Raw genomic sequence first — 22,439 nt, 5'->3', positions numbered from 1 at the left:
GGTTGGCCGCCTTCGCCTGCGGGGTCGGGGTGGGAGTCTGGGCGGCCCTGCTCTTCGCCGTCTGAGTCACCCGGGCCCGAATGGGCATCAACAGGCCACAGGAGTTCTCATGTCACTCGTCCTGCCCGACTTCTCCTCATCCGTGATCGTCCGCTCGGCCGACGCCGAAGTGGTCGGTGGCGCACCCACCACGATCCGCCTGCTGGCCGACAGCAGCGAGACCGGCGGGGCGCTGTCCACCCAGCGGGTCACCCTCGCGGGCGGCGCCGACGGTGCGCGTCCGCACCGTCACGACAACTCCGCCGAGATGTTCTACATGCTGGACGGCGCCGCCCAGTTCCTCTCCGGTGACGAGGTCGTCACCGCGGAGCCCGGCGATCTGGTCGTCGTCCCTCCAGGCCTTCCGCACGCCTTCGCCGCGGCTCCCGGGTGCGACGCAGACATCCTCATCGTCATCACTCCGGGCGTCGAACGCTTCGAGTACTTCCGCCACTTGAAGCGCATCGCCCTGGGTGAGGTCACTCCGGAGAGCCTGCTGGAGGTGCAGGAGGTGTACGACACCTACTTCCTCGGGAGCGAGGCGTGGGACGGGGCGAGGGCCGGACGTCAGCGGTAGGCGGCGAGGAAGGCGCGGACGCCCGCGGTGGCGTAGTGGTCGAGTTCCGCCTCGGTGTGCCGGGGGCCGCCGTGGAACATGGCCTTGTTCACCGGGACCCACAACAGCAGGCCCGAGAAGTGGTGGGCGGCCAGGAGCGGTTCGTCGATCCGGAGCAGTCCGTCGTCGGCGAGCCGCTCGAAGGTGGCCGCCAGGGTGGCCAGGACCCGCTCGAATCCCTGCTCGTACCAAGCCGCGCCCAGCTCGGGGAAGGCGTCGGCGTTGGCGATGACCAGGCGGCGCAGCTGAAGCACCTGGGGCTGTGTGAGCGCGACGAGGAACTGGCCGGCGAGCCGGGCCAGGTTCTCGTCCAGGGTGTCGGCGTCGGACGGGATGTCGGCCACCAGGTCGACCATGCCGTCGATGCGGTCGGTCGTGGCCAGCACGATCTCGGCGAACAGCTTCTCCTTGTCGGAGAAGTGCTTGTAGACCGTCTGCTTGGACACCGCCGCCAGTTTCGCGATGTCGTCCATGCTGGTGCCGGAGTAGCCCTTCTCCATGAACGCGCTGGTCCCGGCCTCCATGATGGCCTGCCGCTTGCGCTCCGACCGGCCCTGCTCGGCTGCTTCCACGCCGCCTCCTCAAGCTGACAGTACTGGACAGTCCAGTTCTCTTATGGGTACTGTACCGTCCAGTTCCAGTCGGTACTACACCGTCTAGTTCCCGTCAGGGGCATGGGCGACCGAGGAGGATCTCCATGACCAGAACCATCAGCACCCCGGTCACCACCGGTGCCGCGAGCCCCGCCATCCGTCCGGCGACCCGGGCCCTGCTGGCCGGCGGTATCGTCGCGGGCCCGCTGTTCCTCGTGGCGAGCCTGATCCAGGCCCTGACCCGCGAGGGCTTCGACTTCACCCGCAACGCCTTCAGCCAGCTCAGCCTCGGCGACCTGGGCTGGATCCAGGTGACCGTCTTCCTGCTCACCGGGCTGCTGGCCATCGCCGGTGCGATCGGGATGCGCCGCACACTGCGTGATGCGCCCGGCGGGGTCTGGGCCCCGCGCCTGGTCGGCGTCTTCGGTGCCTCGTTCCTTCTCGCCGGGGTGTTCACCGCCGACCCCGGCGCCGGATTCCCCGCTGGAACCCCGGAGGAGGCCACCGGCTCGGTCAGCGCGCACGGAGCCGTCCACCTGGGCGGCGCCACCGTGGGCTTCCTCGCGCTGTGCGCCGCTTTCCTCGTGCTGGCCCGGTACTTCGCCGCCCGGGGAGAACGCGGATGGGCCATCGCCTCCCGCCTCGTACCGGTGGGCGTCCTGGCCGGCTCCGCGGCCTCGTCCGCCAGCGTCCTGGCTTTCACCCTCGGAGCGGCACTCGGCCTCCTGTGGCTCACCGCGGTGACGGCCCGGCTGGCCACGACGGCCCCTGCGGCGCAGCACTGACCGTCCGGAAGTCCACCACCACCAGAACGCGGAAGAACGGAAAACGAACGACATGACCGAACCGGTAAAGGGCCCCGCGAGCTACTTCCCCTCGATCGAGAAGAAGTACGGCCGCCCGATCACGGAGTGGAAGGAGCTCATCCGCTCCTCGCCCCTGACCAAGCACATGGAGCTCGTCTCCTGGCTCAAGACGGAGCACGGCATGGGCCACGGCCACGCCAACGCACTCGTCGTCCACACCCTCGCCGAGGACAACGCCGGATAGCCGTCCCGCCTCGCGGGTGGGCGTCCGGCGCCACGCGTGCGCGCTGCAGCCGCATTTGATCCCGGTTCCCTCGGCAGTGGTCGCCGCCGCGAAGTGGGAACATCCGTCCGTGACTTCTGACGCGACAGGGGAAGCCGCCGGTCCGGCCGAGCGCCGGCTGGTCGGTGTGGCACTCAACCCGGCCGCACCCGTCGACGTCCTGCTGCGGGGTGCTCGCGAGCGAGTCCGCTGCCGTACGAATGGCGCTGTGCCGGGACCGGGTGCTCCTCGACCCTGTGGTGAACGCGGTCGAGGCCCACCCGGACCCGTACACACGCAGCCTCTCCGCCGCCGTAGGTCCCGTCCGGCGACGAGGTCCATGCGGCACCGCGTCAGCGAGCGACGGCCTTCGTCGCCTTGCTGACGGCCGCGCCACTCGTGTGTCCGGTGCGGCGGGCGGTCACCTTCACGGTGATCTTCTTGCCCCGCACGGCCGTCTTCAGGAGCAGTGAGGTCTTCGTCGCCCCCTTGATCGCCTTGCCGTTCGCGTACCACTGGTAGGTGTACGACGTCGGGGCGGGCGACCAGGTGCCGTGCGCGGCCTTGAGCGTGCGGCCCACCTTGGCGGTGCCCGATACGGTGGGCGCCTTGCTCGCCTTCGGGGCGCTGCCCGCTGCCACCTTCACGGCGGTGGTCGTCGCCGTGCCGCTGGTGTGTCCCGTGCGACGGGCCGTGACCGTGACGGACAGCTTCTTGCCCAGCAGGGAGGACGCCGGCGTGTACGTGGACGCGGTCGCTCCCTTGACGGCCTTGCCGTCCGCCTTCCACTGGTACGCGTACGACGTGGGGGCAGGGGTCCACGTGCCGTGTGCCGCGGTCAGCTTGGTTCCCACCCTCACCGTGCCGGTGACCTTCGGTGCCGTCGTGACCTTCGGCGCCGCGCCCACGGTCACGGTGAGCGAGGCCGAGCCCCGCACCGTGTCAGGGATGCCGGACTTGCGGGCCGTGACGTTGACGGACAGCTTCCTGCCCAGCAGGGAGGCCGTCGGTGTGTACGTGGACGCGGTGGCCCCGGAGACCGCCTTGCCGTCGGCGTACCACTGGTAGGCGTAGGACGTCGGCGCACCCGACCAGGTGCCGGTGGAGGCGGTGAGCTTGGCACCGACCCTGGGGGTACCGCTGATGACCGGCGGAGTGCCGCTGACGAGGGGCGCCGGTGTGACGGTGAACGAGTCTCGTCCGTACTGCCACCCGTTGTGCGTGATGACGGAGGCGGACCAGGTGCCGGCTGCCGCCCCGGTCAGGTCGAGGACGGCCGTGAGTGTCCTGCGGTCGGCGGACACGGCCTTGGTGGTCGACTCGATGTTCTTGCCGTCCAGGGTGATCCGTACCCGGTCGGTCTCGTGGAGGGCGGTGCCGGTGAGCTGAACGGTGGCTTTGGTGCCGGATGCGCCGGTGGTCGGGGTCAGCGCACCGACGGTCACGGCCTCCGTCCCGCACAGGCCCGACTTGCAGACGAGTTCGGTCGTGAAGTCCGTCCGCGCGGCTGTCTCCGGCAGGGACAGGACCAGCGTGCTCGGGGCGGGGGTCCTGGCACCTGTCCCGGTGAGCACCGTGCACTCGTAGCTGTCGGAGGAGAAACGCGTGCAGCCGTTGGCGCGGTTCGGGTCGTAGAGCGCGGGCACGGCGGTGGCGGTTCCTCCGGCGGTGTCGCCGATGTTCATCGCGAACCTGTCCAGGCCGGCGGTGGGCAGCACCGCGCACACCGTGGCGTGCTGCTCGTCGAGGACTCCGGTGAACGGGCCATAGCCATAACTGACGTTGGGGACCTTCGCGCACTCAGGAGCCGGGCCGGCCGCGGTCGCGATGCGTACCGCGTCGAAGCGGTACGAGGGGGCTGTCTTGTGCGCCGGGCGGACCGTGACGAGCACCTGGTAGTGGGTGGAGCCGGTGACCGCGCACGCCACGGCGCTGTTGCAGATCGCCTTGCCGGAGGCGTCGTACACCACGAGGTATGCGGTCCCGAGGGCGTCGCGGACGTTCAGGTGCACGGTGTCGCGGGCATCGGCGGTCGTGACCTGCCGGCACTGGAGGGTGCCCGGGACGCCCAACTGCCCGCCCGCGGACGCGCCGCCCGGCCCGGTGACCGGGTTGGCCGTGCAGCCCTTCGCGGAGGCGGAGGCGGTGACGTCGCGGCGGGCCAGGGTGTAGGAGCCGGGCGTGTCACCGCCGGAGAACAACACGGTGTAGGCGACGCCCGGGGCGAGCGCGCAGGTGGTCCAGGCGGAGTACGGGGAATACACCACGCAGACCTGGACACCCTTCGGGTCGAGCACGGTGACATGAGCCGCGGAAGTGGTGCCGGGCTCGGGCTGGAACTGCAGGTTCTCCCACGCGCTGTGGTCGTCGGCCGGAATGGTCAGGCACTGCGAGAACACGCCGTCCCCGGTGGTGATCCGGGCCGTGGGGCTCGTGGCGGTGAAGTCGCCCGACGGAACCGCCTGGCAGCCGGTGGTCACGTCCGTGCGGTGCAGCGCGAGGGTGTACGCACCGGTCGGCGGTTCTTCGGTGGTGGTGGAGACCAGCGCCCTGAACGGTGCCTTGCCGGACAGCACACACGTGCCGGTCGGGAGGGTGTTCCAGTCGCACAGCTGGGTGCCGTCGGCGTCGATCACGATGACGTCCGTCTCCGGGCCGCCGGCGTTGAGCGGTTCCAGGATCGCCATGGCGGCGTCGGCCGGCAGCGACAGGGAGAGACAGTCGATCTCGCCCACCTCGGTGAACGCGGCTGTGTACCGGCCGGGTTCCACCGGCACACAGCCGGCCGTGGCGGTCCGGTCGAAGATGAGCGTCGCGTCGTCGGTGAGGACGAGGTAGTCACCGGCGGCAGGCAGCTTGCATCCCGGCCCGGCGCCGCACACGGGCCGGCCCGCCCGGTCGTACACCGGGAGCGCGGTGCGGGCGACGGAGCCGACCGCGTACGCGTCGTAGCGGCCGGCCGCCGGTGCGGTGAAGGTCTTACAGCCGGTGGCGGGCTCGGTCGTGGTGGCTGCGGAGTCGTAGGTGTTGAGCTCGACGTGCGCGCAGCCGACCGGGTCGGAGAGCCTGCGTATCTTCAACTCGTACGCGACGGGGAAGCCGTGCTCCGCGTACGGGACCTGCGACAGCACCCGGTACGGGCCGTCGCCCGGCAGCACGCAGCCCTCGCTGTCGTCCTCGTTGAAGCGCGGGCAGATGTGCGCGCCGGTCTCGTCGGTGATCCAGGAAAGACCCGTGCCGTACCCGGTCGTGGTGATCTCGTTGCTGATGCGTTCACCGGCCCGGCCGGTGAACGGCTGGCACTGGACGGCCGTGGGGCCGGTGGCGGAGCCGGTGACCGGTGCGGTGTCCCACGCGGTGCCGGTCTCCGGAGCGCACCCTTCGAGGGTTCCCAGGGGAATGATCGCCACGGTCGGCGCGCCGGGGTCGACCCCGTTGTTCTCCAGGGTGAGCGTGTAGACGCCCGCCCGGGGAAGTTCGCACCAGCCGGCACCCCACTCGTGGTCGTAACACTCGACCTGAGTCTCACCGTCGTAGACCGTGAGGTAGGTGCTGCTGGTCGTGCCGTCGACGAGGAGGAGGCGGTGCAGCCCCGCGCTCTCCGCCGTGAAGGTGAGGCAGACCGTGGTGTTCCCTGGCAGGGCCAACGTCCCCGCCTTCGAGGCCGCTTCCCCGAATCGGGACAGCGGGAGCTCGGCACAGTCCTCCGCCGACGACGCGGCCGCCGGCGCGTGCGCGGCCGCGGTGACCGGACCGTGCGCGGCCGCCGCGGGTGAGACCGCGCCTGCGGCGTACGCCCGGGCGTTGGCCGCCGGAAGTATCAACGACAGCAGAACCGTCAACGCGAGCAGAAGGGCCGTACACGCGGCCCTTCTCATGGGCGCGTACGAGTGATGAGACATTCCGTTCCCCCCGGACCGGGCCATGGCCGGAGCGCGCCGGGATGTCGCCCGCGAGGTGCGTGGGCGGCCGACAACGGGGACACCAGCGATGTGTGCGAGATGTAAAGAGTGAACGAGATGATCGCACACTTGACGCACACTTGATCGCACCCGGATTCCGGCCCGGTCCTCGTGAAACTCCTAGAGGTACTCGGCGTACGCGTCCAGCGTCCGCAGGACCTCCGGTTCGGCAGCCGGGGGAAGTTGGAGGACGACCTCCTCGATGCCCAGGTCCGCGTAGTACGCCAGCTTGCCCGGGCTCGGCAGGACCGCGTACGGGATCACCTGGAGGTCCTTCGGGTCGCGGCCCGCCGACTCCCACGCCGTACGGAGCACCGGCACCGACTCCGTCAGGCCCCGGCCGCCGATCGGCATCCAGCCGTCCGCGTACTCCGCGATGTGCGCGAACAGCTTCGGGCCCGCCGCGCCGCCGATCAGGGTGCGCGGGCCGACCACCGGGCCGCGGGGCTTCTGGACCGGCTTCGGGTAGGCGTAGCTGGCCCGGACCGAGCCGAACTCGCCCTCGTACGCAATCGGTTCCTCGGACCAGAGGGCGCGCATCAATGCCATGCGGTCGCGCCCGAGCTCTCGGCGGGTGCGCCATTCCACGCCGTGGTCCGCAGCCTCCTCCACGTTCCAGCCGAAGCCGAGGCCCAGCGTGAAACGGCCGCCGGAGAGGTGGTCGAGCGTGGCGATCTGCTTGGCCAGGTCGATCGGGTCGTGCTGGGCGATCAGCGTGATGCCGGTGCCGAGCGTCAGCCGTTCGGTCACCGCGGCCGCCTGTCCCAGGGCGACGAACGGGTCCAGGGTGCGGCCGTACTCGGGCGGCAGGTCGCCGCCCGCCGGGTAAAGAGTTTCCCTGCTCACCGGGATGTGCGTGTGCTCCGGGAGATAGAGCCCGGCAAATCCCCGCTGCTCAAGCTGGTGCGCCAGCCGCACCGGGGTGATCGTTTCGTCGGTGAGGAAGATCGTTGTGGCGATCCGCATACGAGGACACCTCCGTCGTTGTCTGGTGGCGGCTCAAACGTATGCCGTACGGTGCGCAAAGCCGAGCTTTCGGCGACTTCGGGGGAGGTCAACCACCATGGTTCGTACACGTACGCGCACCGTTCTCACCGCGCTGTTCCTGACGGGCGTACTCGTCGGCGGCGCACCCGCTGCGGCATCGGCCGCCGCGCCCGCCTCCGCACCCACCGTGTCCCGTACCGCGTCGGGCCAGGGCGCGGGACACCTGCACGGGGCGGCACCCGCCCACGCCGGTGTGCGGGAGGCCGCGCACACGTACAAGAGCAAAAGTAAGAGCAAGAGCAAGAAGCGGCGGAAGCACGGCTCGGGCGGGTTCGGCGGCGGTCTGATCGTGGGGATCGTGCTCGCCGTGATCGCCGTCGGCATCATCGCGTTCGTGCTCGTCTCGCGCTCACGGCGCACCTCCTAGTCTCCGCGCCGGGTCCGGGGTCGTGATCGGCTTCGCGGGTTTCGCGGGTTCCGCAGGTTTCGCGACGGTGGCCGGCTCCAGCCCGCTCCCTTCAACTCCATCTGGTTTCAGGCAAATTCGCCCGGCTCGCCCGTAGTTCACGCGGCGTTCACGGGGCACCTTCACGGTGTCGGATACGCAGACCTCGTCTCGGCCCACGATGCCCCGGGAGCCCCCGCATGCGCAACGCATCCCGCGCACCGCCCGATCGCCAGGCGCGGCCTTCTCGTCGGAACGGCCGCCACCGCCCTCACGTTGGGCACCGTGAGCTTCGCCGACGCCGCAGACTCCCCGGAAGGGGCGACCAGGACCCGCACCTTGCGCGGCGTCCCGCCCACCGGGTCGCCCGACTACGTCTACGTTCACGTCCACTCTCCCGGAGTCGGACACGGGGACGGTGCAGTGGCGTACGACGCCTGCCTACGCCGCCTATGTGCGCGCCGAGGTCCGCCACCCGGCCTCGGTGCCGGGCCTGCCCGGAGCACTTGCGGCGCTCACCAATCCGGTGTTCCTGGAGGGCTGACTCCCGACCGTCCCGGTCCGGGTGGATTACGGCGCTCAGCCTCCTTCGGCTTCCCGGCGCAGGGTGGCGGCGATACGGGCGAGCGCGGGCCCGAGGTGGCGCCGCTGCGCAGTGCTGAGCGGATCGAACACGAGCCGCTTCACCTGCGCGACGTGTTCCGGTGCGCTCTCGACGAGTTTCTGCCGGCCGGCGTCGGTCAGGGTGGCGAGGGTGTACCGGCCGTCGCCCGGGTCGGGCCGGCGGGCGACCCAGTCGCGGGTTTCGAAGCGGTCCATCACCTTCGACAGGCGGGGCTGGGTGCTGTCGCAGACCCGGGCCAGGTCACTGAGTCGCATCGTGGCCTCGTCGGCCATGGACAGCTGAGCCAGCACCCCGTACTCGAAGTTGGAGATGCCCGCATCTCGCTGCAGCTGGCGGTCGAGGGCGGCCGGGAGGGCGATGACGACCGTGAGCAGCGCCTGCCACAGGTCCTGCTGTTCGTCGTCGAGCCAAGGTGACTGGGTGTCCATGGGCCCCATCCTACTTGCCCAGGCAACTTGCATCACTTGCCTGGGCAAGTCTTCATGCGCTAGCTTTCAACTTGCCTCGGCAAGTGAAAGTGCTTGCCTGGGCAAGTGAAGGAGCTGATTTCGATCACCACCACGAGCAGCATGGACTCCCCGAACGGCCCGACTTCCCCCTTCCCGTCACGCATACCGGCCGCGGCATACGACGACCTCCTTGCCCGGGTCCTGCCACAGGCACGCGAGCAGCAGATGTGGAACCCCTCCGACGGGCCCACGCCCAGCCTCTTCGTCAGCCACGGCGCCCCGTTCACCCTCGATGATCCGCAGTGGCTCGGCGACTTCTACGGCTGGGCCCGGTCGATGCCCAAACCCCGGGCCGTCGTGGTCGTCTCGGCCCATTGGGAGCGGGCGCCGGTCGCAATATCCGGAGCCGCGGCCGGCACCCCGCTGCACTACGATTTCAGCGGCTTCCATCCCCGCTACAAGACCCTTCCCTACGCGACCCCGGACGCCACCGACCTGGCTCGGCGGCTCACGGGCCTGCTGGGCCGGACGCCGGTGCACGAGTTCGCCGACCGCGGTCTCGACCACGGCGCCTTCATCCCGCTCATGGCCATGTACCCCGCGGCGGACGTCCCGGTCGTGCAGCTGTCGATGCCCAGCCTCGACCCCGGCGCTCTGCTCGAACTCGGGGCACGCCTGCGGCCGCTGCGTGACGAAGGCATCCTCGTTCTCGGCTCGGGATTCATGACCCACAGCTTCGCCGTCTTCCGCCGGCCGGAGCTCGCCGCCGAGACCACGGCCTTCGACGAATGGGCCGTCGACGCCCTCGCCCGGGGCGACGTCGACGCCCTCACCGACTACCGCAGCAAGGCACCCGGCGCCGAAGTCGCCCATCCGACGGCCGACCACTTCGTCCCGCTGCTGCTCGCCGTCGGCGCCGCCGATGACCCCGCCGGCGCCGTGAGCGCCATCGACCGCATGGTCATGGGCAACTCGACCCGGTCGATGCAGCTGACCTGAGCGCCTCGATGCGCTCCACCTACCCGTGCGATCGCCTTGCCCCTTGGCGACGACATCAGTACACCCCGGAGGAAAGTGCCATGAAGGCAGTACGTTTCCACGAGTTCGGCAGCAGCAAGGTCCTGCGCTACGAGGACATCGAGCGTCCGGTCCCCGGCGCCGGGCAGGTGCTGGTGCGGGTGGCGGCCACATCGTTCAACCCGGTCGACGACCACATCCGCGCCGGTGTCATGGCCGAGATGCTCCCGATCACCCTCCCGTACGTGCCGGGCATCGACCTGGCGGGCACCGTCGCTGACCTCGGCGCCGGCGTGACCGGCCTGGAGGTCGGCGACCGGGTCGTGGCGATGCTTCCCCTCGACTCCGCCGGCGGCGCCGCCGAGTACGTGCTCGCCCCGGCCGAGTCCCTGGCCCCGGCGCCCCGGACGATCGAGCTGGCCGATGCCGCGGCGCTGCCGCTGACCGGCCTGGCGGCCTGGCAGACGACGTTCGAGCTCGCCGAGCTCAAGCCCGGTCAGACCGTCCTGATCAATGGGGCGGGGGGCGCGGTGGGCAGCCTCGTGGTGCAGCTCGCCGTCGACGCGGGAGCGCACGTGACCGCGGTGGACGCGCCGCAGCACGCCGACCGCCTTCGGGGCTACGGCGTCGACCGGGTCGTCGAGCCCCTCGACCTCGCCGCGGGCCCTGCCGCCGTGGGCGGTCCGTTCCAGGCCGTGGTGAACCATGTGCGCGTTTCCCCGGAGGAGCTCGCGCAGCTGACGGGCTACGTCGCCGACGGCGGGGTCGCGGCCAGCACCGCCGGCCTGGTTCCCGAGGATCCCGCCCGGGGGGTGCGCAGTGCGAGCCTGTGGGTTCGCAGCGACGGTGCCCAGTTGAGCCGGCTGGTCACCAAGGTGGATGCGGGCAAGCTCCGGATCCACGTCGCCGCCCGCCGTCCGGTGGCCGAGCTGGCCGCCGTGCATGAGGACGCCGGCGCCGGACGGCTGCTCGGCAAGACGGTCGTGCTCGCTCCCTGATCACGCCCGACCGGGCCGCCCGCCGTCGGCTCTCCCGCCGGTGGGCGGCCCGGAGGTTCGACGGCAGCCCGCACCCGCGCCCCGTGACCCGTGACCCGTAGGCGTAGGCGTAGCCGACGGGTCGCCCCGCACCTGCGCCTGGCGCTGCCGCTGCCCTCCCGCCCTGCACCCGGGCCTGTCGCTGCCGCCGCCCCTCACGCACGTTGCCGGGAACTACGAGAACACCGTCGGGGCCGTCGGTGCGGTGGTGTGCAACCGCTGGGCGCAGGACCGTTGTTGTACAGCCGCCAGCGCGGCGACCACCGTCCCGAGCACCAGCCAGCCCGCCGGGCCGGCCGCCATCACCACCCCGGTCAGCAGCGGCGGCCCTGCGGACTTCTGGATGGACTGGGACATCCCGGCCACTCCCAGGTACGCGGCCCGCGCGTCCGGAGGTGCGAGCAGGACGGCCAGCTCCCACGAACTCACCGAGCGCATCAGCTCCGCCAGGGTGACCAGCACCGCCGCCGCCAGCAGGACAGCCGCGGCCGTCCAGGTCCCGCACAGGGCGGCCGCGGCAAGCAGGGCGCAGCCCGCGCACATCAGAACCCCGCACAGAAGCAGCGTCCGCAGCACGCGGCGCGGGCCCTCCGCCCGCTTGGAGACGGTCAGTTGCAGCGTCACGACGAGCACGGTGTTGATGACCAGGACGGCCGGTACGAGGGCGTGGGGCGCCGATGTGCTGCTCACCAGCCACAGCGGCAGGCCGACGCCGAGGACCGAGTCGTCGAGGTTCATCGGGATGTCGAGGAGGACGAAGCGGAGGTAGCCGCGGTCCCGCCACGGACTTCTCGGACGGGCGGGCTCGCGGGGGGCCGCCGGGGTGGTGCCGGGCGCCTCGCTCTTCGCCGCTTCCACCGTCACGGTGTCGCGCTGCTCGCGGGTTCGGCGGACCAGGAGCGCGGCGACGGCGAAGGACAGCGCGTTGGCCAGGATCATGGCCCGGTAGGCGTCCGTGGTGCCCGCGGCCAGCCCGATGGCGGCCAGCCCGGCACCGACGCCGTAACCGGCGTTGGCCGCGCTGCGGGACAACGCCTGGTAGGCCGCCCGCCGTTCGCCCGCCGCGCGGGTGGCGAAGAGCATCTCCAGCGTCTTCGCCGCCCGGTCCGCCAGGTAGGTGACCGCGATGACGGGCAGCAGTGCCTCGAAGTCGGTGCACGTCAACAGCAGGACGAGCGTCACCAGCCGGAGCAGGTGGCAGCCGATCAGCAGCGGGCGTACCGGGAAGCGGCCGGCGAGGCGTCCGGCCAGGGGTGAACCGGCGATGCCCGCCACCCCGGCCGCCCCCAGCAGCACGCCGATCTGCTGAGGGCTCAGATGCGTGACGAAGGTGAGGTAGAGGACCGAGGAGGCGGCCCACAGGCCGGAACCGGTGCGGTCCACGGCCAGGGCGAGCAGCATGATCCGGGCGTCCCGGCCGCCCGGCGGATTGCGCAGCTGGACCAACAGCCCCTGCCCGCCCCCACCCTGGGACTTCCGCTTCCCCGAGCTCCCGCTTCCGCTCCCGCTCCCCGCCGTGCCGCGCACCGCCCGCCTCCGGTTATCTCGACATCAAGAGATCAACAGACCGGGGGAAGCCTGCCCGGAGTTTCTCTTGATGTCAAGATACTTGATAGCGAGATAGCTGGGTCGCAGTGACCTCGCGGTGCGGTGCGGCACTCAGCCGACTGCGTACGGCCCCGGCTCAGCCCGGCCAGACGATCGCCTGGAGTTCGCTGTACGCGTGCAGCGCGTACGAGCCGACATCCCGCCCGACACCGCTCCGCTTGAACCCGCCGAACGGTGCCTCCATGTTGCGGCCGATGGTGTTCACCCCGACCCCGCCCGCGCGCAGCCGCCGGGCGACACGGAAGGCGCGGGCCACGTCGCCCGACCAGACGTAGTCGATCAGTCCGTAGTCGCTGTCGTTGGCCAGCGCGATGCCCTCCTCCTCGTCGTCGAAGGGGACGACGACCACGACGGGGCCGAAGATCTCCTCGCGCACCACCCGCATGTCGTTGGTGCAGTCGGCCAGCAGCGTCGGCGCGACGTAGAAGCCCCGGCCGGTCGGGTCCGGGCGCTCGCCGCCCGTGACGACCCGGGCCCCTTCCTTGCGTCCCAGCTCGACGTACGACTCGATGCGGTCGCGGTGGGCGGCGGAGATGACCGGGCCGACGACCGTGCCCTTCGCCGTCGGGTCGCCGACCTTCAGATACCCGGCGTACGCGGCGAGCTTCTCGATCAGCGCGTCGTGCACGCCCCGTTGGACCAGGACGCGGGTCGGAGCCGTACAGATCTGTCCGCTGTAGAAGGAGAACGTCGTCCCGATGCCCGCGACCGCCGAGTCGAGGTCCGCGTCGTCGAGTACGACGGCGGCACCCTTCCCACCCAGCTCCATCAGCTGCCGTTTCATGCTCCGGCCGCAGACCTCGGCGATGCGCTGCCCGACCGATGTGGAGCCGGTGAAACTGACCATGTCGACGTCGGGCGAGTCGACGGCGGCCTCGCCCACGACCGGGCCGGAACCGCTGACGACGTTGACGACCCCGGCCGGCACACCCGCCTCCGCGAGGGCCTCGGCCATCCGGTAGACGGAGAGCGGGTCCTGCGGGGCCGGTTTCACCACGACCGTGTTGCCCATCGCGAGCGCGGGGGCGATCTTGCCGGCCGGGTTGGCCCAGGGGTTGTTGTACGAGGTGATGCAGGTGACGACACCGACCGGCTGGCGGACGGCGAGCGCCCCGAAGATCCCGGCCCGGCCCATCGGGCCCGCCTCGTTGATCTGCGGCGCGATGGCTTCCTCGACCGGTTCCAGCGCACCCTTCGCGTACCGCCGGAAGCGGGCCGCGCCCACGGCGACCTGCATGCCCCGGGCCGTACCGGTGGTGGCGCCGCTCTCCGCCTGCGCGAGGGCGGCGTTGGCGAGGAAGTCGCGCTGCATCAGGTCGGCGGCGCGGTCGAGGATCGCGGCACGTTCCTCGGGGCGGGTACGGGACCAGGTGGCGAAGGCGTCACGGGCCGCGGCCGCCGCCTCGTACACCTGCGCGCGGCTCGCCTCGGGGGCGAGGCCGACGGTCTCCTCGGTGGCCGGATCGACCACCTCGTAGTGGCCGTCGGCGGGTTCGGTCCACTCGCCGTTGATGAAGAGGCGCTGGGGTGCGGTGGTCGAAGCGTGCTCACTCATACCGTGCTCACCGTCCGGGTGTCGCGGCCGGAACGGAGCACCGTCCCGGGCACCGCGCCGGTCACCTTGTCGTCGCGCAGGGTCTCCACCCCGTTGACGCGGACCGACACGATGCCCAGCGCCTTGGAGTCGAGCCGGGGACTGTCGCCCGGCAGATCGCGGACGAGGGTGGCGGGACCCGCGTCGATGCGTTCGGGGTCGAAGAGCACGAGGTCGGCGTGGAAGCCCTCCTCGACGCGTCCTCGGTCGCGCAGGCCGAAGAGCCGGGCCGGGTCGTCGGTCAGCATCCTGACGGCCCTCTCCAGCGGGACGAGCTTGCGGCCGCGCAGACAGTCGCCGAGAAAGCGGGTCGTGTACGGGGCGCCGCACATCCGGTCCAGATGGGCGCCCGCGTCGGAGCCGCCGAGCAGGACGTCCTCGTGCTCCCAGGTGCGCTGCCGCAACGCCCAGGAGTCGGGGTCGTTGTCGGTGGGCATCGGCCACAGGACGGTACGCAGGTCGTCGGCCGCGCAGATCTCGACCAGGCAGTGGAAGGCGTCCTGGCCGCGCTCGGCCGCGATGTCCTTGACGACGCGGCCGCTGAGCCCCTCGTTCGCCTCGCTGTACGTGTCCCCGATGACGTACCGGCCGAAGTTCGCGAGGCGGCGGAAGACGCCCGCCTCCTTGCTGTCGGCGCGGCGCAGCATCTCGGCGCGGGTGTCCGCGTCCCGGAGCCGCTCAATGCGTTCGGGGACGGGGAGGGCGAGAATGTCGCCCCAGCCGGGGATCAGGTTGAGGGCGCAGAACGTGCCGAGCGACATGTTCATCGGGGTGAGGATCGGCATGGTCAGCGCGACGACACGGCCGCCCGCGCGACGGGCGCGCTCGCTGGCGATCAGCTGGCGCGGTACGCGTTCGGGGACGGCGGCATCGATGGTCAGGACGTTCCAGTTGAGCGGGCGCCCGGCGGCGGCCGTCATGTCGACGAAGAGCTCGATCTCGTCGTCCGAGAACTGATCGAGACAGCCGGCCACGATCGCCTCGATCTGTGTGCCCTCGTGCTCGCCGACGGCACGGGACAGCGCGAGGAGCTCCTCGGGGAGTGCGTGCCGGGAGGCGACCGGCTGTCCGTCGCCGTCGGAGTGTGTGGAGGACTGCGTGGTGGACAGGCCCCACGCCCCGGCGTCCATCGCGTCGTGGAAGAGGGCGAGCATGGCGTCGAGTTGGGCGGGGGTGGGCTGGCCGCCGACCGCGTCGGCGCCCATCACGTGCCGGCGCAGGGCGCAGTGGCCGACCATGAAGCCGGCGTTCACGGCGATCCGCCCGTCGAGCGCGTCGAGATACTCGCGGAAGCTGGACCAGCTCCAGTCGACGCCCTCCTCCAGAGCCTTGAGGGCCATGCCCTCGACCCGGGACATCATGCGCCGGGTGTAGTCGGCGTCCTCGGGGCGGTCCGGATGAAGCGGGGCGAGGGTGAACCCGCAGTTGCCGCCCGCGACGGTGGTGACACCGTGGTTCATCGACGGGGTGGCGTACGGGTCCCAGAAGAGCTGGGCGTCGTAGTGGGTGTGCGGGTCGACGAAGCCGGGCGCGAGGACGAGGCCGGTGGCGTCCTCGGAGGTCACCGCCTCCTCGGCGACGGTGCCGGGCTCCGCGATGACGGCGATCCGGCCGGCCCGGATACCGATGTCCGCGAGGTAGGAGGGTCCGCCGGTGCCGTCCACGACGGTCGCTCCGCGGATGAGGTGGTCGAGCATGACGGGGTCCCTTTCTTCTTGGTGGTCTGTTGCGCCGGGGTGCGTACGGCCGCGGTACGCACCCCGGCTCGCGGAGCGGCGGTCCGGGAAGACGCCGCCCGTGTGTGGGGGAAAGCCCCTGGGGGCCAGATCAAGCCCCTCCGGCGATCGAGGAGCGGGGGTACGGGGGCGGCGCCCCGAAAGCCCCGCCCCGGGAACCTGCTACGCCGCGTCGCGGAACCGGGTCGTCCGGTGCACCGGGTCCGTGTCGATCTTCGGGATCACGTGCTCACCGATCAGCTTGATCGAGTTCAACGTGTCCTCGGGACTGAGCCCGATCGGCAGTCCGAAGCTCAGCTGGTCCGCCCCGGCCTGCTCCCACCGCCGGCACTGTCCCAGCACCTCGTCCGGGTCGCCGCAGATCATGAGCTCCTCGGCGATCAGCAGCTCGATGATCTCCTCCGAGTACTCCGGCAGCAGCTCCGGCCACTCCGGGATCCCCTCCGGCCGGGGGAACGTGTCGTGGTAGCGGAACAGCAGCGACTGGAGGTAGTTCAGCCCGCCGCCCACCGCGATCTCGACGGCCTTCTTGTGGGTCTCGGCGCAGATCGCCGTCGAGGTCACCATCACGTTGTCGTTGACGAAGTCACCGACCGGCTCGGCGTCCTTGACTGCGTTCTTGTAGGACTCGACGACCCACTCCATGTCGGAGACCTTCTGCACGCTGAAGCCCAGCACGCCGAGGCCCTTCTTCCCGGCCATGGCGTACGAGGGCGGCGAGCCGGCCGCGTACCACATCGCCGGGTGCGACTTCCCGTACGGCTTGGGCAGGATCTTGCGCGGCGGCAGCGACCAGTGCTTGCCCTGGAAACCGACGTACTCGTCCTGGAGCCACATCTTGGGGAACTCGGCGATGGTCTCTTCCCAGAGTTCCTTGGTGTGGTTCATGTCGGTGATGCCCGGCATGAACCCGAGGATCTCGTGAGTGCCCGCCCCGCGGCCGGAGCCGAACTCGAAGCGCCCCTCCGAGAGGTGGTCCATCATGGCGACCTTCTCGGCCACCTTCACCGGGTGGTTGACCGGGGCGAGCGGGTTGAAGATGCCGGATCCGAGGTGGATGCGCTCCGTGGCGTGTGCGAGATAGCCCAGGTACACGTCGTTGGCCGAGAGATGCGAGTACTCCTCCAGGAAGTGGTGCTCGGAGGCCCAGGCGTACTTGAAGCCGGACTTGTCCGCCTGGATGACGTACTCGGTCTCCTCGATCAGCGCCTTGTGCTCTGCCCCGGGGTCGGCCTTGGCCCGCGCGGCGGGCACGTACCCCTGTACAAAGAGCCCGAATTCCAAGGGGGTTCACCGTCCTCAATTGTTTCTGACGCATCGTCAGATTCTGATGTGTCCGACTGTTCCACCGACACCCCGACCCGTCAATACCTGACGCTTCGTCAGACCGGGTGGGGTGGGCGGCACGGTCAGAAGAGACTGACGCCCGCCAGCCATCCGCCGTCGATGACGAACGGCTGCCCGGTGATGTACGAGGAGTCGTCCGAGGTCAGGAAGAGCGCGAGCGCCGCCACCTCCTCGGGCCGGCCGATCCGCCCGAGCGGCACGAGCTTCTTGTACAGGGCACCCACGGCCTCCGCCGTCTCCTCCGGGTCCGCGTCCGGGTCCAGCGCCGCCGGATTGGTCATCGGGGTGTCCACGGCGCCGGGGCACATGGCGTTGACCCGGATGCCCTTCGCGGCCAGCTCCACCGCCGCCACCCTGGTCAGCCCCAGCACGGCGTGCTTGGTCGCGGCGTACGCGCCGACGAACGCCATGCCGGTGAGCCCGGTGTACGAGGAGGTGTTGACGATGGTCCCGCCGCCCGCCGCCTCGATCTCGGGCGCGACGTTCCTGATCCCCAGGAATGCCCCCACCTGGTTGACCTGCACCACCTGCTGGAACTCCTCCAGCGGCGTGCTCACCAGCTCGTTGAAACGCAGGATCCCCGCGTTGTTGACCAGCCCGTCGATCTTCCCGAAGGCGCCCTTCGCCGCGCCGACGGCGGCCTGCCAGTCCTCCTCCCGGCTCACGTCCAGGTGCACGAAGAGCGCGGTGTCCTCCCCCAGCTCCTTCGCGAGCGCCTCGCCCTGCTCGTCGAGCACATCGGCGATCACCACCCGCGCGCCCTCGGCGGCGAAGAGCCGCGCCTCCTGCTCACCCTGTCCGCGCGCCGCGCCGCTGATCAGTACGACCCGCCCGTCCAGCTTGCCCATGGCCTGACTCCTACCTGTCGAGGTTGTCGAGGTTTCCGAGGTGCGGTGCGACATCGGCGGCGAACGCCGCCATCTGATCGGTCAGTTCACTTCTGCTGCGGCTGCGGAAGCGCACCTGTATCTGGTGCACGCCCATCGCGCCGTACTCCCGCAGCGACTCCGCGAGGGCCTCCGGCTTCCCGCTGAGCGTGCGGCGCCCCACGGGCCAGTCCGGCTCCCCCACGTACAGCGGCTCGGTGATGGCTCCGACGACGATCGGCCTGTCCACCCCCGCCGCCTCGCGCAGCGCGTACAGGCGGCCGATCTGCGCGGGCAGCTTCTCGCGCGGGTCTCCCTGCGGCAGCCAGCCGTCACCGCGCACGGCGGCCCGGCGCACCGCCGCGGGCGAGGAGCCGCCCACCCAGACCGGCACCCGCTCCTGGGCCGGCCGGGGCAGCTGCCCGAGCCCGCTGAAGGCGAACCGCTCCCCCGCGAACTCCGGGTACTCCTCGGGCCCGAGCGCGGCCTTGAGCGCGTCGATGCTCTCGTCGAGCACGGCGCCCCGCCCGTCGAAGTCCGCCCCGAGCGCCTCGAACTCCTCGCGCACATGACCGGCCCCGACCCCGAGGATCAGCCGGCCGCCACTGAGGTGGTCGAGGGTGGCGTACTGCTTGGCCGTGGCCAGCGGGTGCCGCAGCCCGAGGACGGCGACATGGCTCATCAGCAGCACGCGCTCGGTGATCCCCGCGAGGAAGGAGAGCGTGGCCACCGGGTCGTACCAGACGGTGCGCATCGCCCCGGCGAGCCTCCGCGGAATGGCGACATGGTCACAGCTCGCCAGATAGGTGAAGCCGGTGCGGTCGGCGGTGCGGGCGATCTCGGCGAGGTCGGCCGGGGTGGCCCCGGACTCCCACGGCTCTGCGTAGATGGCGCTCTGCGACTGGATCGGGAGCTGCATCCCGTACGACAGCGGTCCGGCGGGCAGTATCGGCACCGAACGGCCTCCTTCCCCTGAGAACATCCGGCACTGGGGCGGATGCCCTGACACGAATCTGACGGCTCGTCATATCGCGAGCGCAGTCATCGTCGTACCTGACGCATCATCAGGCAAGGGGTGGTGGGGGAAGGAGAACCGTGGGCGGCCCCTACTTGCGGTAGAGCTCCTCGATCTCCGCCTCGAAGTCCCGCGCGATCGCATCCCGCTTCAGCTTCAGCGACGGCGTCAGATGCCCGCCCTCCTCGGTGAAGTCCACCGGCAGGACCGTGAACTTACGGATGGACTCGGCCCGTGACACGAGCCGGTTGGCCTCGTCCACCGCGCGCTGGAGCGCCGAGCGCAGCTCCTCGTCGTGGATGAGTTCACGGATCGGGACGCCCTGCTTCTTCTTCATCTGCCGCCAGTGGGACAGCCCGTCCGGCTCCAGGGTGATCAGCGCGGTGACGAAGGAGCGGTTGTCGCCGACCACCATGCACTGGCTGACCAGCGGGTGCGCGCGCAGCCAGTCCTCCAGCGGGGCCGGGGTGACGTTCTTGCCGCCCGAGGTGATGATGATGTCCTTCTTGCGGCCGGTGATGGTGAGGTAGCCGTCCTCGTCGAGCGCGCCCAGGTCGCCGGTGGCGAACCAGCCGCCGTCCAGCGCGGGGACGGCCTCACCGCGCTCGGTGTCCCAGTAGCCCTGGAACACCTGCCCGCCGCTGAGCAGCACCTCGCCGTCCTCGGCGATGCGGACGGCGGTACCCGGCATCGGCCAGCCGACCGTGCCCAGGCGCGGCCTGAGGGGCGGGGTGACGGTGGCGGCCGCCGTGGTCTCCGTCAGCCCGTAGCCCTCGAAGATCTCGATGCCCGCGCCCGCGTAGAAGGCGGCGAGCCGGCGGCCCAGCGGGGAACCGCCGCAGATCGCGTAGCGGACCTGGCCGCCGAGCGCGGCCCGGATACGGCGGTAGACCAGCGGGTCGTACAGCGCACGGGCCGCCCGCAGGCCGAGCCCCGGGCCGGGGCCCGTGCCGTGTTCGGCGGCCTCCACGGCCTGCCCGTAGCGCTGGGCGATCCGCGCCGCCCGGTCGAAGGACGAGGCGCGGCCCATCTTCTCGGCGGTGGCCCGGCCGGTGTTGTAGACCTTCTCCAGGACGTACGGGATCGCCAGCAGGAACGACGGCTTGAAACCGGCCAGGTCGGCGAGCAGGTCCTCGGTCCGGATCGACGGGGCGTGGCCGAGGCGGACCCGGGCGCGCAGACAGCCGATCGCGACCATGCGGCCGAAGACGTGCGACAGCGGCAGGAACAGCAGCGTGGACGCCGGGTACTTGCTGACGGACTTGAAGACCGGGTGCAGCAGCTCGATGGCGTTGTCGACCTCGGCGAAGAAGTTGCCGTGCGTCAGGACGCAGCCCTTGGGGCGGCCGGTGGTGCCGGAGGTGTAGATGAGGGTGGCCGGGGCCTCCGGCTCCAGGGTGGCGCGACGGGCGGCGACGGCGTCGTCGGGGACGTCCTTGCCGAGCTTCTTCAGCCGGCCCAGTGCGCCCGTGTCGAACTGCCAGAGGTGGGTGAGGTCGCCGAGCTGTTTGCGTTCCTGGCTGATGATGCGGCCCTGTTCGGCCGTCTCGACGGCGCAGGCGACCGCGCCCGAGTCCTGGAGGATCCAGCGGGCCTGGAAGGCGGAGGAGGTCGGGTAGATGGGGACGGTGACCAGGCCGGCGGCCCAGGACGCGAAGTCGAGCAGCGTCCACTCGTAGGTCGTGCGCGCCATGATCGCGATGCGTTCACCGGCCCGCAGACCCTCCGCGATCAGGCCCTTGGCGACGGCGAGGACCTCGGCGGCGAACTCCTCCGCCGTCACGTCGTGCCAGCTGCCGTCCGGCTGCTTGCGGCTGAGAACGGCGTCGGCGGGCGCCTCGCGGGCGTTGTCGAACGGGATCTCGGCGAGTGAGCCGCGGCGCACGGGCCGGGCGAACGCCGGTACGGAGACCTGCTGGACGCTGCCGTCGGCGGCCCTGACCTTCGTCGGCTCGACCAGGACGGGGGCGGCGGGGGCGGTGGTGGAAGGGGCTGATCGCGTGGACACGTGCGGCTCCTCAACATCGGGGTCGGGCGGTTCACCTGGTCCGGTCAGTGGCCGGTTCGCCCTGAGGACTGCGTCGAACCGTGCGTGGCTGTGGTGCGGATCAGGCGCGTTCGAGGATGGCCGTGACGCCCTGGCCGCCCGCCGCGCAGATCGAGATCAGCCCGCGTCCCGGGGCGTCGCGTTCCGCGAGGAGCTCGGCGAGGGTGGCGACGATCCGTGCGCCCGTCGCGGCGAACGGGTGCCCGGTCGCGAGGGAGGACCCTGCCACGTTGAGCTTCTCCCTGTCGACGGGCGCGAGCCCCTGCTTCTCCCAGGCCGCCAGTGTGGCGAGCACCTGGGAGGCGAAGGCCTCGTGCACCTCGAAGAGGTCGAAGTCCTCGACGCCCAGCCCGGCCCGCTCCAGCATCCGCGGCACCGCGTACGCGGGCGCCATCAGCAGCCCGTCCTCACCGCCCACGTAGTCGACCGCGGCGGTCTCGTACAGGGAGAGGTACGCAAGCGGTTCCAGACCGTGCCGCTCGGCCCACTCCTCGCTCGCCAGCAGCACCGTCGCGGCGCCGTCCGTGAGCGGGGTGGAGTTGCCCGCGGTCATCGTCGCGTCCGGGTGGTCCGCGCCGAACACCGGCTTCAGCGTGGCGAGTTTCTCCACGGTGGAGCCCGGCCGCAGGTTCTGGTCACGGTCCAGACCGAGATACGGGACGACGAGGTCGTCCAGGAAGCCCCGGTCGTACGCCGCGGCGAGCCGCTGATGGCTGGTGGCGGCGAGGAGGTCCTGCTCCGCGCGGCCGATGTCCCACTGACGCGCGGTGATGGCCGCGTGGTCGCCCATCGAGAGACCGGTGCGCGGTTCGGCGTTGCGCGGGATGTCCGGGATGAGGTGCCGGGGACGTACGCCCGCAAGGGCCCTGACCCTGCCGCCCGTCGACTTCGCGCGCCGGGCGGACAGCAGCAGCCGGCGCAGTTCGTCGTTGACGCCGAGCGGCGCGTCGCTCGTGGTGTCCGCGCCGCCCGCGATCGCGGAGTCGATCGCCCCGAGCATGATCTTGTTCGCGGCGGCGATCACGGCCTGGAGACCGGTGCCGCAGGCCTGCTGGATGTCGTACGCGGGAGTGCGGGCATCGAGGCGCGAGCCGAGCACGGTCTCCCGGGCCAGGTTGAAGTCCCGGCTGTGCTTGAGGACCGCGCCCGCGGCGAACTCGCCGACCCGCTGCCCCTGGAGCCCGAACCGCTCGACCAGACCGTTCAGCGCGGCAGTGAGCATCTGCTGGTTGGAGGCCTGCGCGTAAGGCCCGTCGGAGCGCGCGAAGGGGATACGGCTGCCGCCGATGACCGCGACCCTGCGGGGCTGCGGGAGTGCGAGGGGGATCAACTCGACCAACTCATCTCGACCAACTCCTGACTCTTGAGTAACCTTACTCCAGAGTAAA

The 22,439-nt window shown here is 71.1% G+C and carries 19 protein-coding genes; 7 read left to right on the top strand and 12 right to left on the bottom strand.

What is annotated here, in order from left to right:
• Positions 1-109 precede the first annotated feature (109 nt).
• On the top strand, positions 110-616 hold the full coding sequence (locus ACIOEW_RS22505) for a cupin domain-containing protein (protein ID WP_401965329.1): 507 nt from the start codon (positions 110-112) through the stop codon (positions 614-616).
• Here the strand turns inward: ACIOEW_RS22505 and ACIOEW_RS22500 are convergent.
• Positions 607-1,227, bottom strand: coding sequence for a TetR/AcrR family transcriptional regulator (locus ACIOEW_RS22500; protein ID WP_362557586.1), 621 nt, complete (start codon positions 1,225-1,227; stop codon positions 607-609). The two genes, ACIOEW_RS22505 and ACIOEW_RS22500, sit on opposite strands and share 10 nt — an antisense overlap.
• Before the next feature lie 125 nt (positions 1,228-1,352).
• Between ACIOEW_RS22500 and ACIOEW_RS22495 the strand changes: the two genes are divergently transcribed.
• Both ACIOEW_RS22495 and ACIOEW_RS22490 read left to right on the top strand, forming a co-directional pair.
• The gene (locus tag ACIOEW_RS22495; protein WP_401965326.1) at positions 1,353-2,033 is read left to right on the top strand and encodes a DUF998 domain-containing protein; all 681 of its coding nucleotides are present in this window, start codon (positions 1,353-1,355) and stop codon (positions 2,031-2,033) included.
• Between the two features lie 52 nt (positions 2,034-2,085).
• Positions 2,086-2,298: a DUF4287 domain-containing protein gene (locus tag ACIOEW_RS22490; RefSeq protein ID WP_401965323.1), complete on the top strand. Its 213-nt coding sequence runs from the start codon at positions 2,086-2,088 to the stop codon at positions 2,296-2,298.
• Between the two features lie 371 nt (positions 2,299-2,669).
• On the opposite strand, the gene ACIOEW_RS22485 is transcribed toward ACIOEW_RS22490, so the two are convergent.
• Positions 2,670-6,218, bottom strand: coding sequence for a hypothetical protein (locus tag ACIOEW_RS22485; protein ID WP_401965321.1), 3,549 nt, complete (start codon positions 6,216-6,218; stop codon positions 2,670-2,672).
• Between the two features lie 180 nt (positions 6,219-6,398).
• The gene (locus tag ACIOEW_RS22480; protein WP_401965319.1) at positions 6,399-7,244 is read right to left on the bottom strand and encodes an LLM class F420-dependent oxidoreductase; all 846 of its coding nucleotides are present in this window, start codon (positions 7,242-7,244) and stop codon (positions 6,399-6,401) included.
• Between the two features lie 97 nt (positions 7,245-7,341).
• Between ACIOEW_RS22480 and ACIOEW_RS22475 the strand changes: the two genes are divergently transcribed.
• Positions 7,342-7,692, top strand: a complete 351-nt coding sequence (locus ACIOEW_RS22475; protein WP_401965316.1) for a hypothetical protein — start codon at positions 7,342-7,344, stop codon at positions 7,690-7,692.
• Positions 7,693-8,128: 436 nt separating this feature from the next.
• Positions 8,129-8,254, top strand: a complete 126-nt coding sequence (locus tag ACIOEW_RS22470; RefSeq protein ID WP_401965313.1) for a hypothetical protein — start codon at positions 8,129-8,131, stop codon at positions 8,252-8,254.
• A gap of 35 nt (positions 8,255-8,289) precedes the next feature.
• Here ACIOEW_RS22470 and ACIOEW_RS22465 read toward each other — a convergent pair whose 3' ends face one another.
• Positions 8,290-8,763, bottom strand: coding sequence for a MarR family winged helix-turn-helix transcriptional regulator (locus tag ACIOEW_RS22465; RefSeq protein WP_401965311.1), 474 nt, complete (start codon positions 8,761-8,763; stop codon positions 8,290-8,292).
• A gap of 105 nt (positions 8,764-8,868) precedes the next feature.
• On the opposite strand from ACIOEW_RS22465, the gene ACIOEW_RS22460 reads away from it, so the two are divergent.
• Entirely contained in the window at positions 8,869-9,783 is a 915-nt protein-coding gene (locus ACIOEW_RS22460; protein ID WP_401965309.1) for a DODA-type extradiol aromatic ring-opening family dioxygenase, read from the top strand.
• An 80-nt stretch (positions 9,784-9,863) separates the two neighbouring features.
• Positions 9,864-10,799, top strand: coding sequence for an NADP-dependent oxidoreductase (locus tag ACIOEW_RS22455; protein WP_401965306.1), 936 nt, complete (start codon positions 9,864-9,866; stop codon positions 10,797-10,799).
• Positions 10,800-11,012: 213 nt separating this feature from the next.
• Here ACIOEW_RS22455 and ACIOEW_RS22450 read toward each other — a convergent pair whose 3' ends face one another.
• The 8 genes from ACIOEW_RS22450 to ACIOEW_RS22415 form a co-directional block, all read right to left on the bottom strand.
• Positions 11,013-12,365 carry an MFS transporter gene (locus ACIOEW_RS22450; RefSeq protein WP_401965304.1) on the bottom strand — a complete coding sequence of 451 codons (1,353 nt, stop codon included), beginning with the start codon at positions 12,363-12,365 and terminating at the stop codon, positions 11,013-11,015.
• A 157-nt stretch (positions 12,366-12,522) separates the two neighbouring features.
• The gene (locus ACIOEW_RS22445; protein WP_401965302.1) at positions 12,523-14,001 is read right to left on the bottom strand and encodes an aldehyde dehydrogenase family protein; all 1,479 of its coding nucleotides are present in this window, start codon (positions 13,999-14,001) and stop codon (positions 12,523-12,525) included.
• Positions 13,998-15,737, bottom strand: a complete 1,740-nt coding sequence (locus tag ACIOEW_RS22440) for a D-aminoacylase (RefSeq protein ID WP_362553676.1) — start codon at positions 15,735-15,737, stop codon at positions 13,998-14,000. Before ACIOEW_RS22440 ends, ACIOEW_RS22445 begins: the two co-directional genes overlap by 4 nt.
• A gap of 201 nt (positions 15,738-15,938) precedes the next feature.
• Positions 15,939-17,060, bottom strand: a complete 1,122-nt coding sequence (locus ACIOEW_RS22435; protein ID WP_362553679.1) for an LLM class flavin-dependent oxidoreductase — start codon at positions 17,058-17,060, stop codon at positions 15,939-15,941.
• Between the two features lie 125 nt (positions 17,061-17,185).
• Complete coding sequence (locus ACIOEW_RS22430; RefSeq protein WP_401965299.1) at positions 17,186-17,971, bottom strand: SDR family NAD(P)-dependent oxidoreductase; 786 nt, start codon at positions 17,969-17,971, stop codon at positions 17,186-17,188.
• Positions 17,972-17,981: 10 nt separating this feature from the next.
• A complete protein-coding gene (locus ACIOEW_RS22425; protein ID WP_401965297.1) occupies positions 17,982-18,944 on the bottom strand; it encodes an LLM class F420-dependent oxidoreductase in 963 nt (320 codons plus the stop codon).
• Between the two features lie 151 nt (positions 18,945-19,095).
• A complete protein-coding gene (locus ACIOEW_RS22420) occupies positions 19,096-21,012 on the bottom strand; it encodes an AMP-dependent synthetase/ligase (protein WP_401965295.1) in 1,917 nt (638 codons plus the stop codon).
• 100 nt (positions 21,013-21,112) lie between these two features.
• Positions 21,113-22,390, bottom strand: a complete 1,278-nt coding sequence (locus ACIOEW_RS22415; RefSeq protein WP_401965293.1) for an acetyl-CoA C-acetyltransferase — start codon at positions 22,388-22,390, stop codon at positions 21,113-21,115.
• Between the last annotated feature and the right edge of the window lie 49 nt (positions 22,391-22,439).

Origin of the sequence: Streptomyces sp. NPDC087901, from assembly GCF_044742205.1 — a bacterium.
Lineage (GTDB): Bacteria > Actinomycetota > Actinomycetes > Streptomycetales > Streptomycetaceae > Streptomyces.
This window is presented reverse-complemented; position numbering and strand designations above follow the sequence as displayed.

Bases quoted from the DNA above. Each gene is read 5' to 3' on its own strand.
- ACIOEW_RS22505 (WP_401965329.1), top strand. From the start codon at position 110: ATGTCACTCGTCCTGCCCGACTTCTCCTCATCCGTGATCGTCCGCTCG.
- ACIOEW_RS22495 (WP_401965326.1), top strand. From the start codon at position 1,353: ATGACCAGAACCATCAGCACCCCGGTCACCACCGGTGCCGCGAGCCCC.
- ACIOEW_RS22490 (WP_401965323.1), top strand. From the start codon at position 2,086: ATGACCGAACCGGTAAAGGGCCCCGCGAGCTACTTCCCCTCGATCGAG.
- ACIOEW_RS22485 (WP_401965321.1), bottom strand. From the start codon at position 6,218: ATGTCTCATCACTCGTACGCGCCCATGAGAAGGGCCGCGTGTACGGCC.
- ACIOEW_RS22480 (WP_401965319.1), bottom strand. From the start codon at position 7,244: ATGCGGATCGCCACAACGATCTTCCTCACCGACGAAACGATCACCCCG.
- ACIOEW_RS22475 (WP_401965316.1), top strand. From the start codon at position 7,342: ATGGTTCGTACACGTACGCGCACCGTTCTCACCGCGCTGTTCCTGACG.
- ACIOEW_RS22465 (WP_401965311.1), bottom strand. From the start codon at position 8,763: ATGGACACCCAGTCACCTTGGCTCGACGACGAACAGCAGGACCTGTGG.
- ACIOEW_RS22455 (WP_401965306.1), top strand. From the start codon at position 9,864: ATGAAGGCAGTACGTTTCCACGAGTTCGGCAGCAGCAAGGTCCTGCGC.
- ACIOEW_RS22445 (WP_401965302.1), bottom strand. From the start codon at position 14,001: ATGAGTGAGCACGCTTCGACCACCGCACCCCAGCGCCTCTTCATCAAC.
- ACIOEW_RS22440 (WP_362553676.1), bottom strand. From the start codon at position 15,737: ATGCTCGACCACCTCATCCGCGGAGCGACCGTCGTGGACGGCACCGGC.
- ACIOEW_RS22430 (WP_401965299.1), bottom strand. From the start codon at position 17,971: ATGGGCAAGCTGGACGGGCGGGTCGTACTGATCAGCGGCGCGGCGCGC.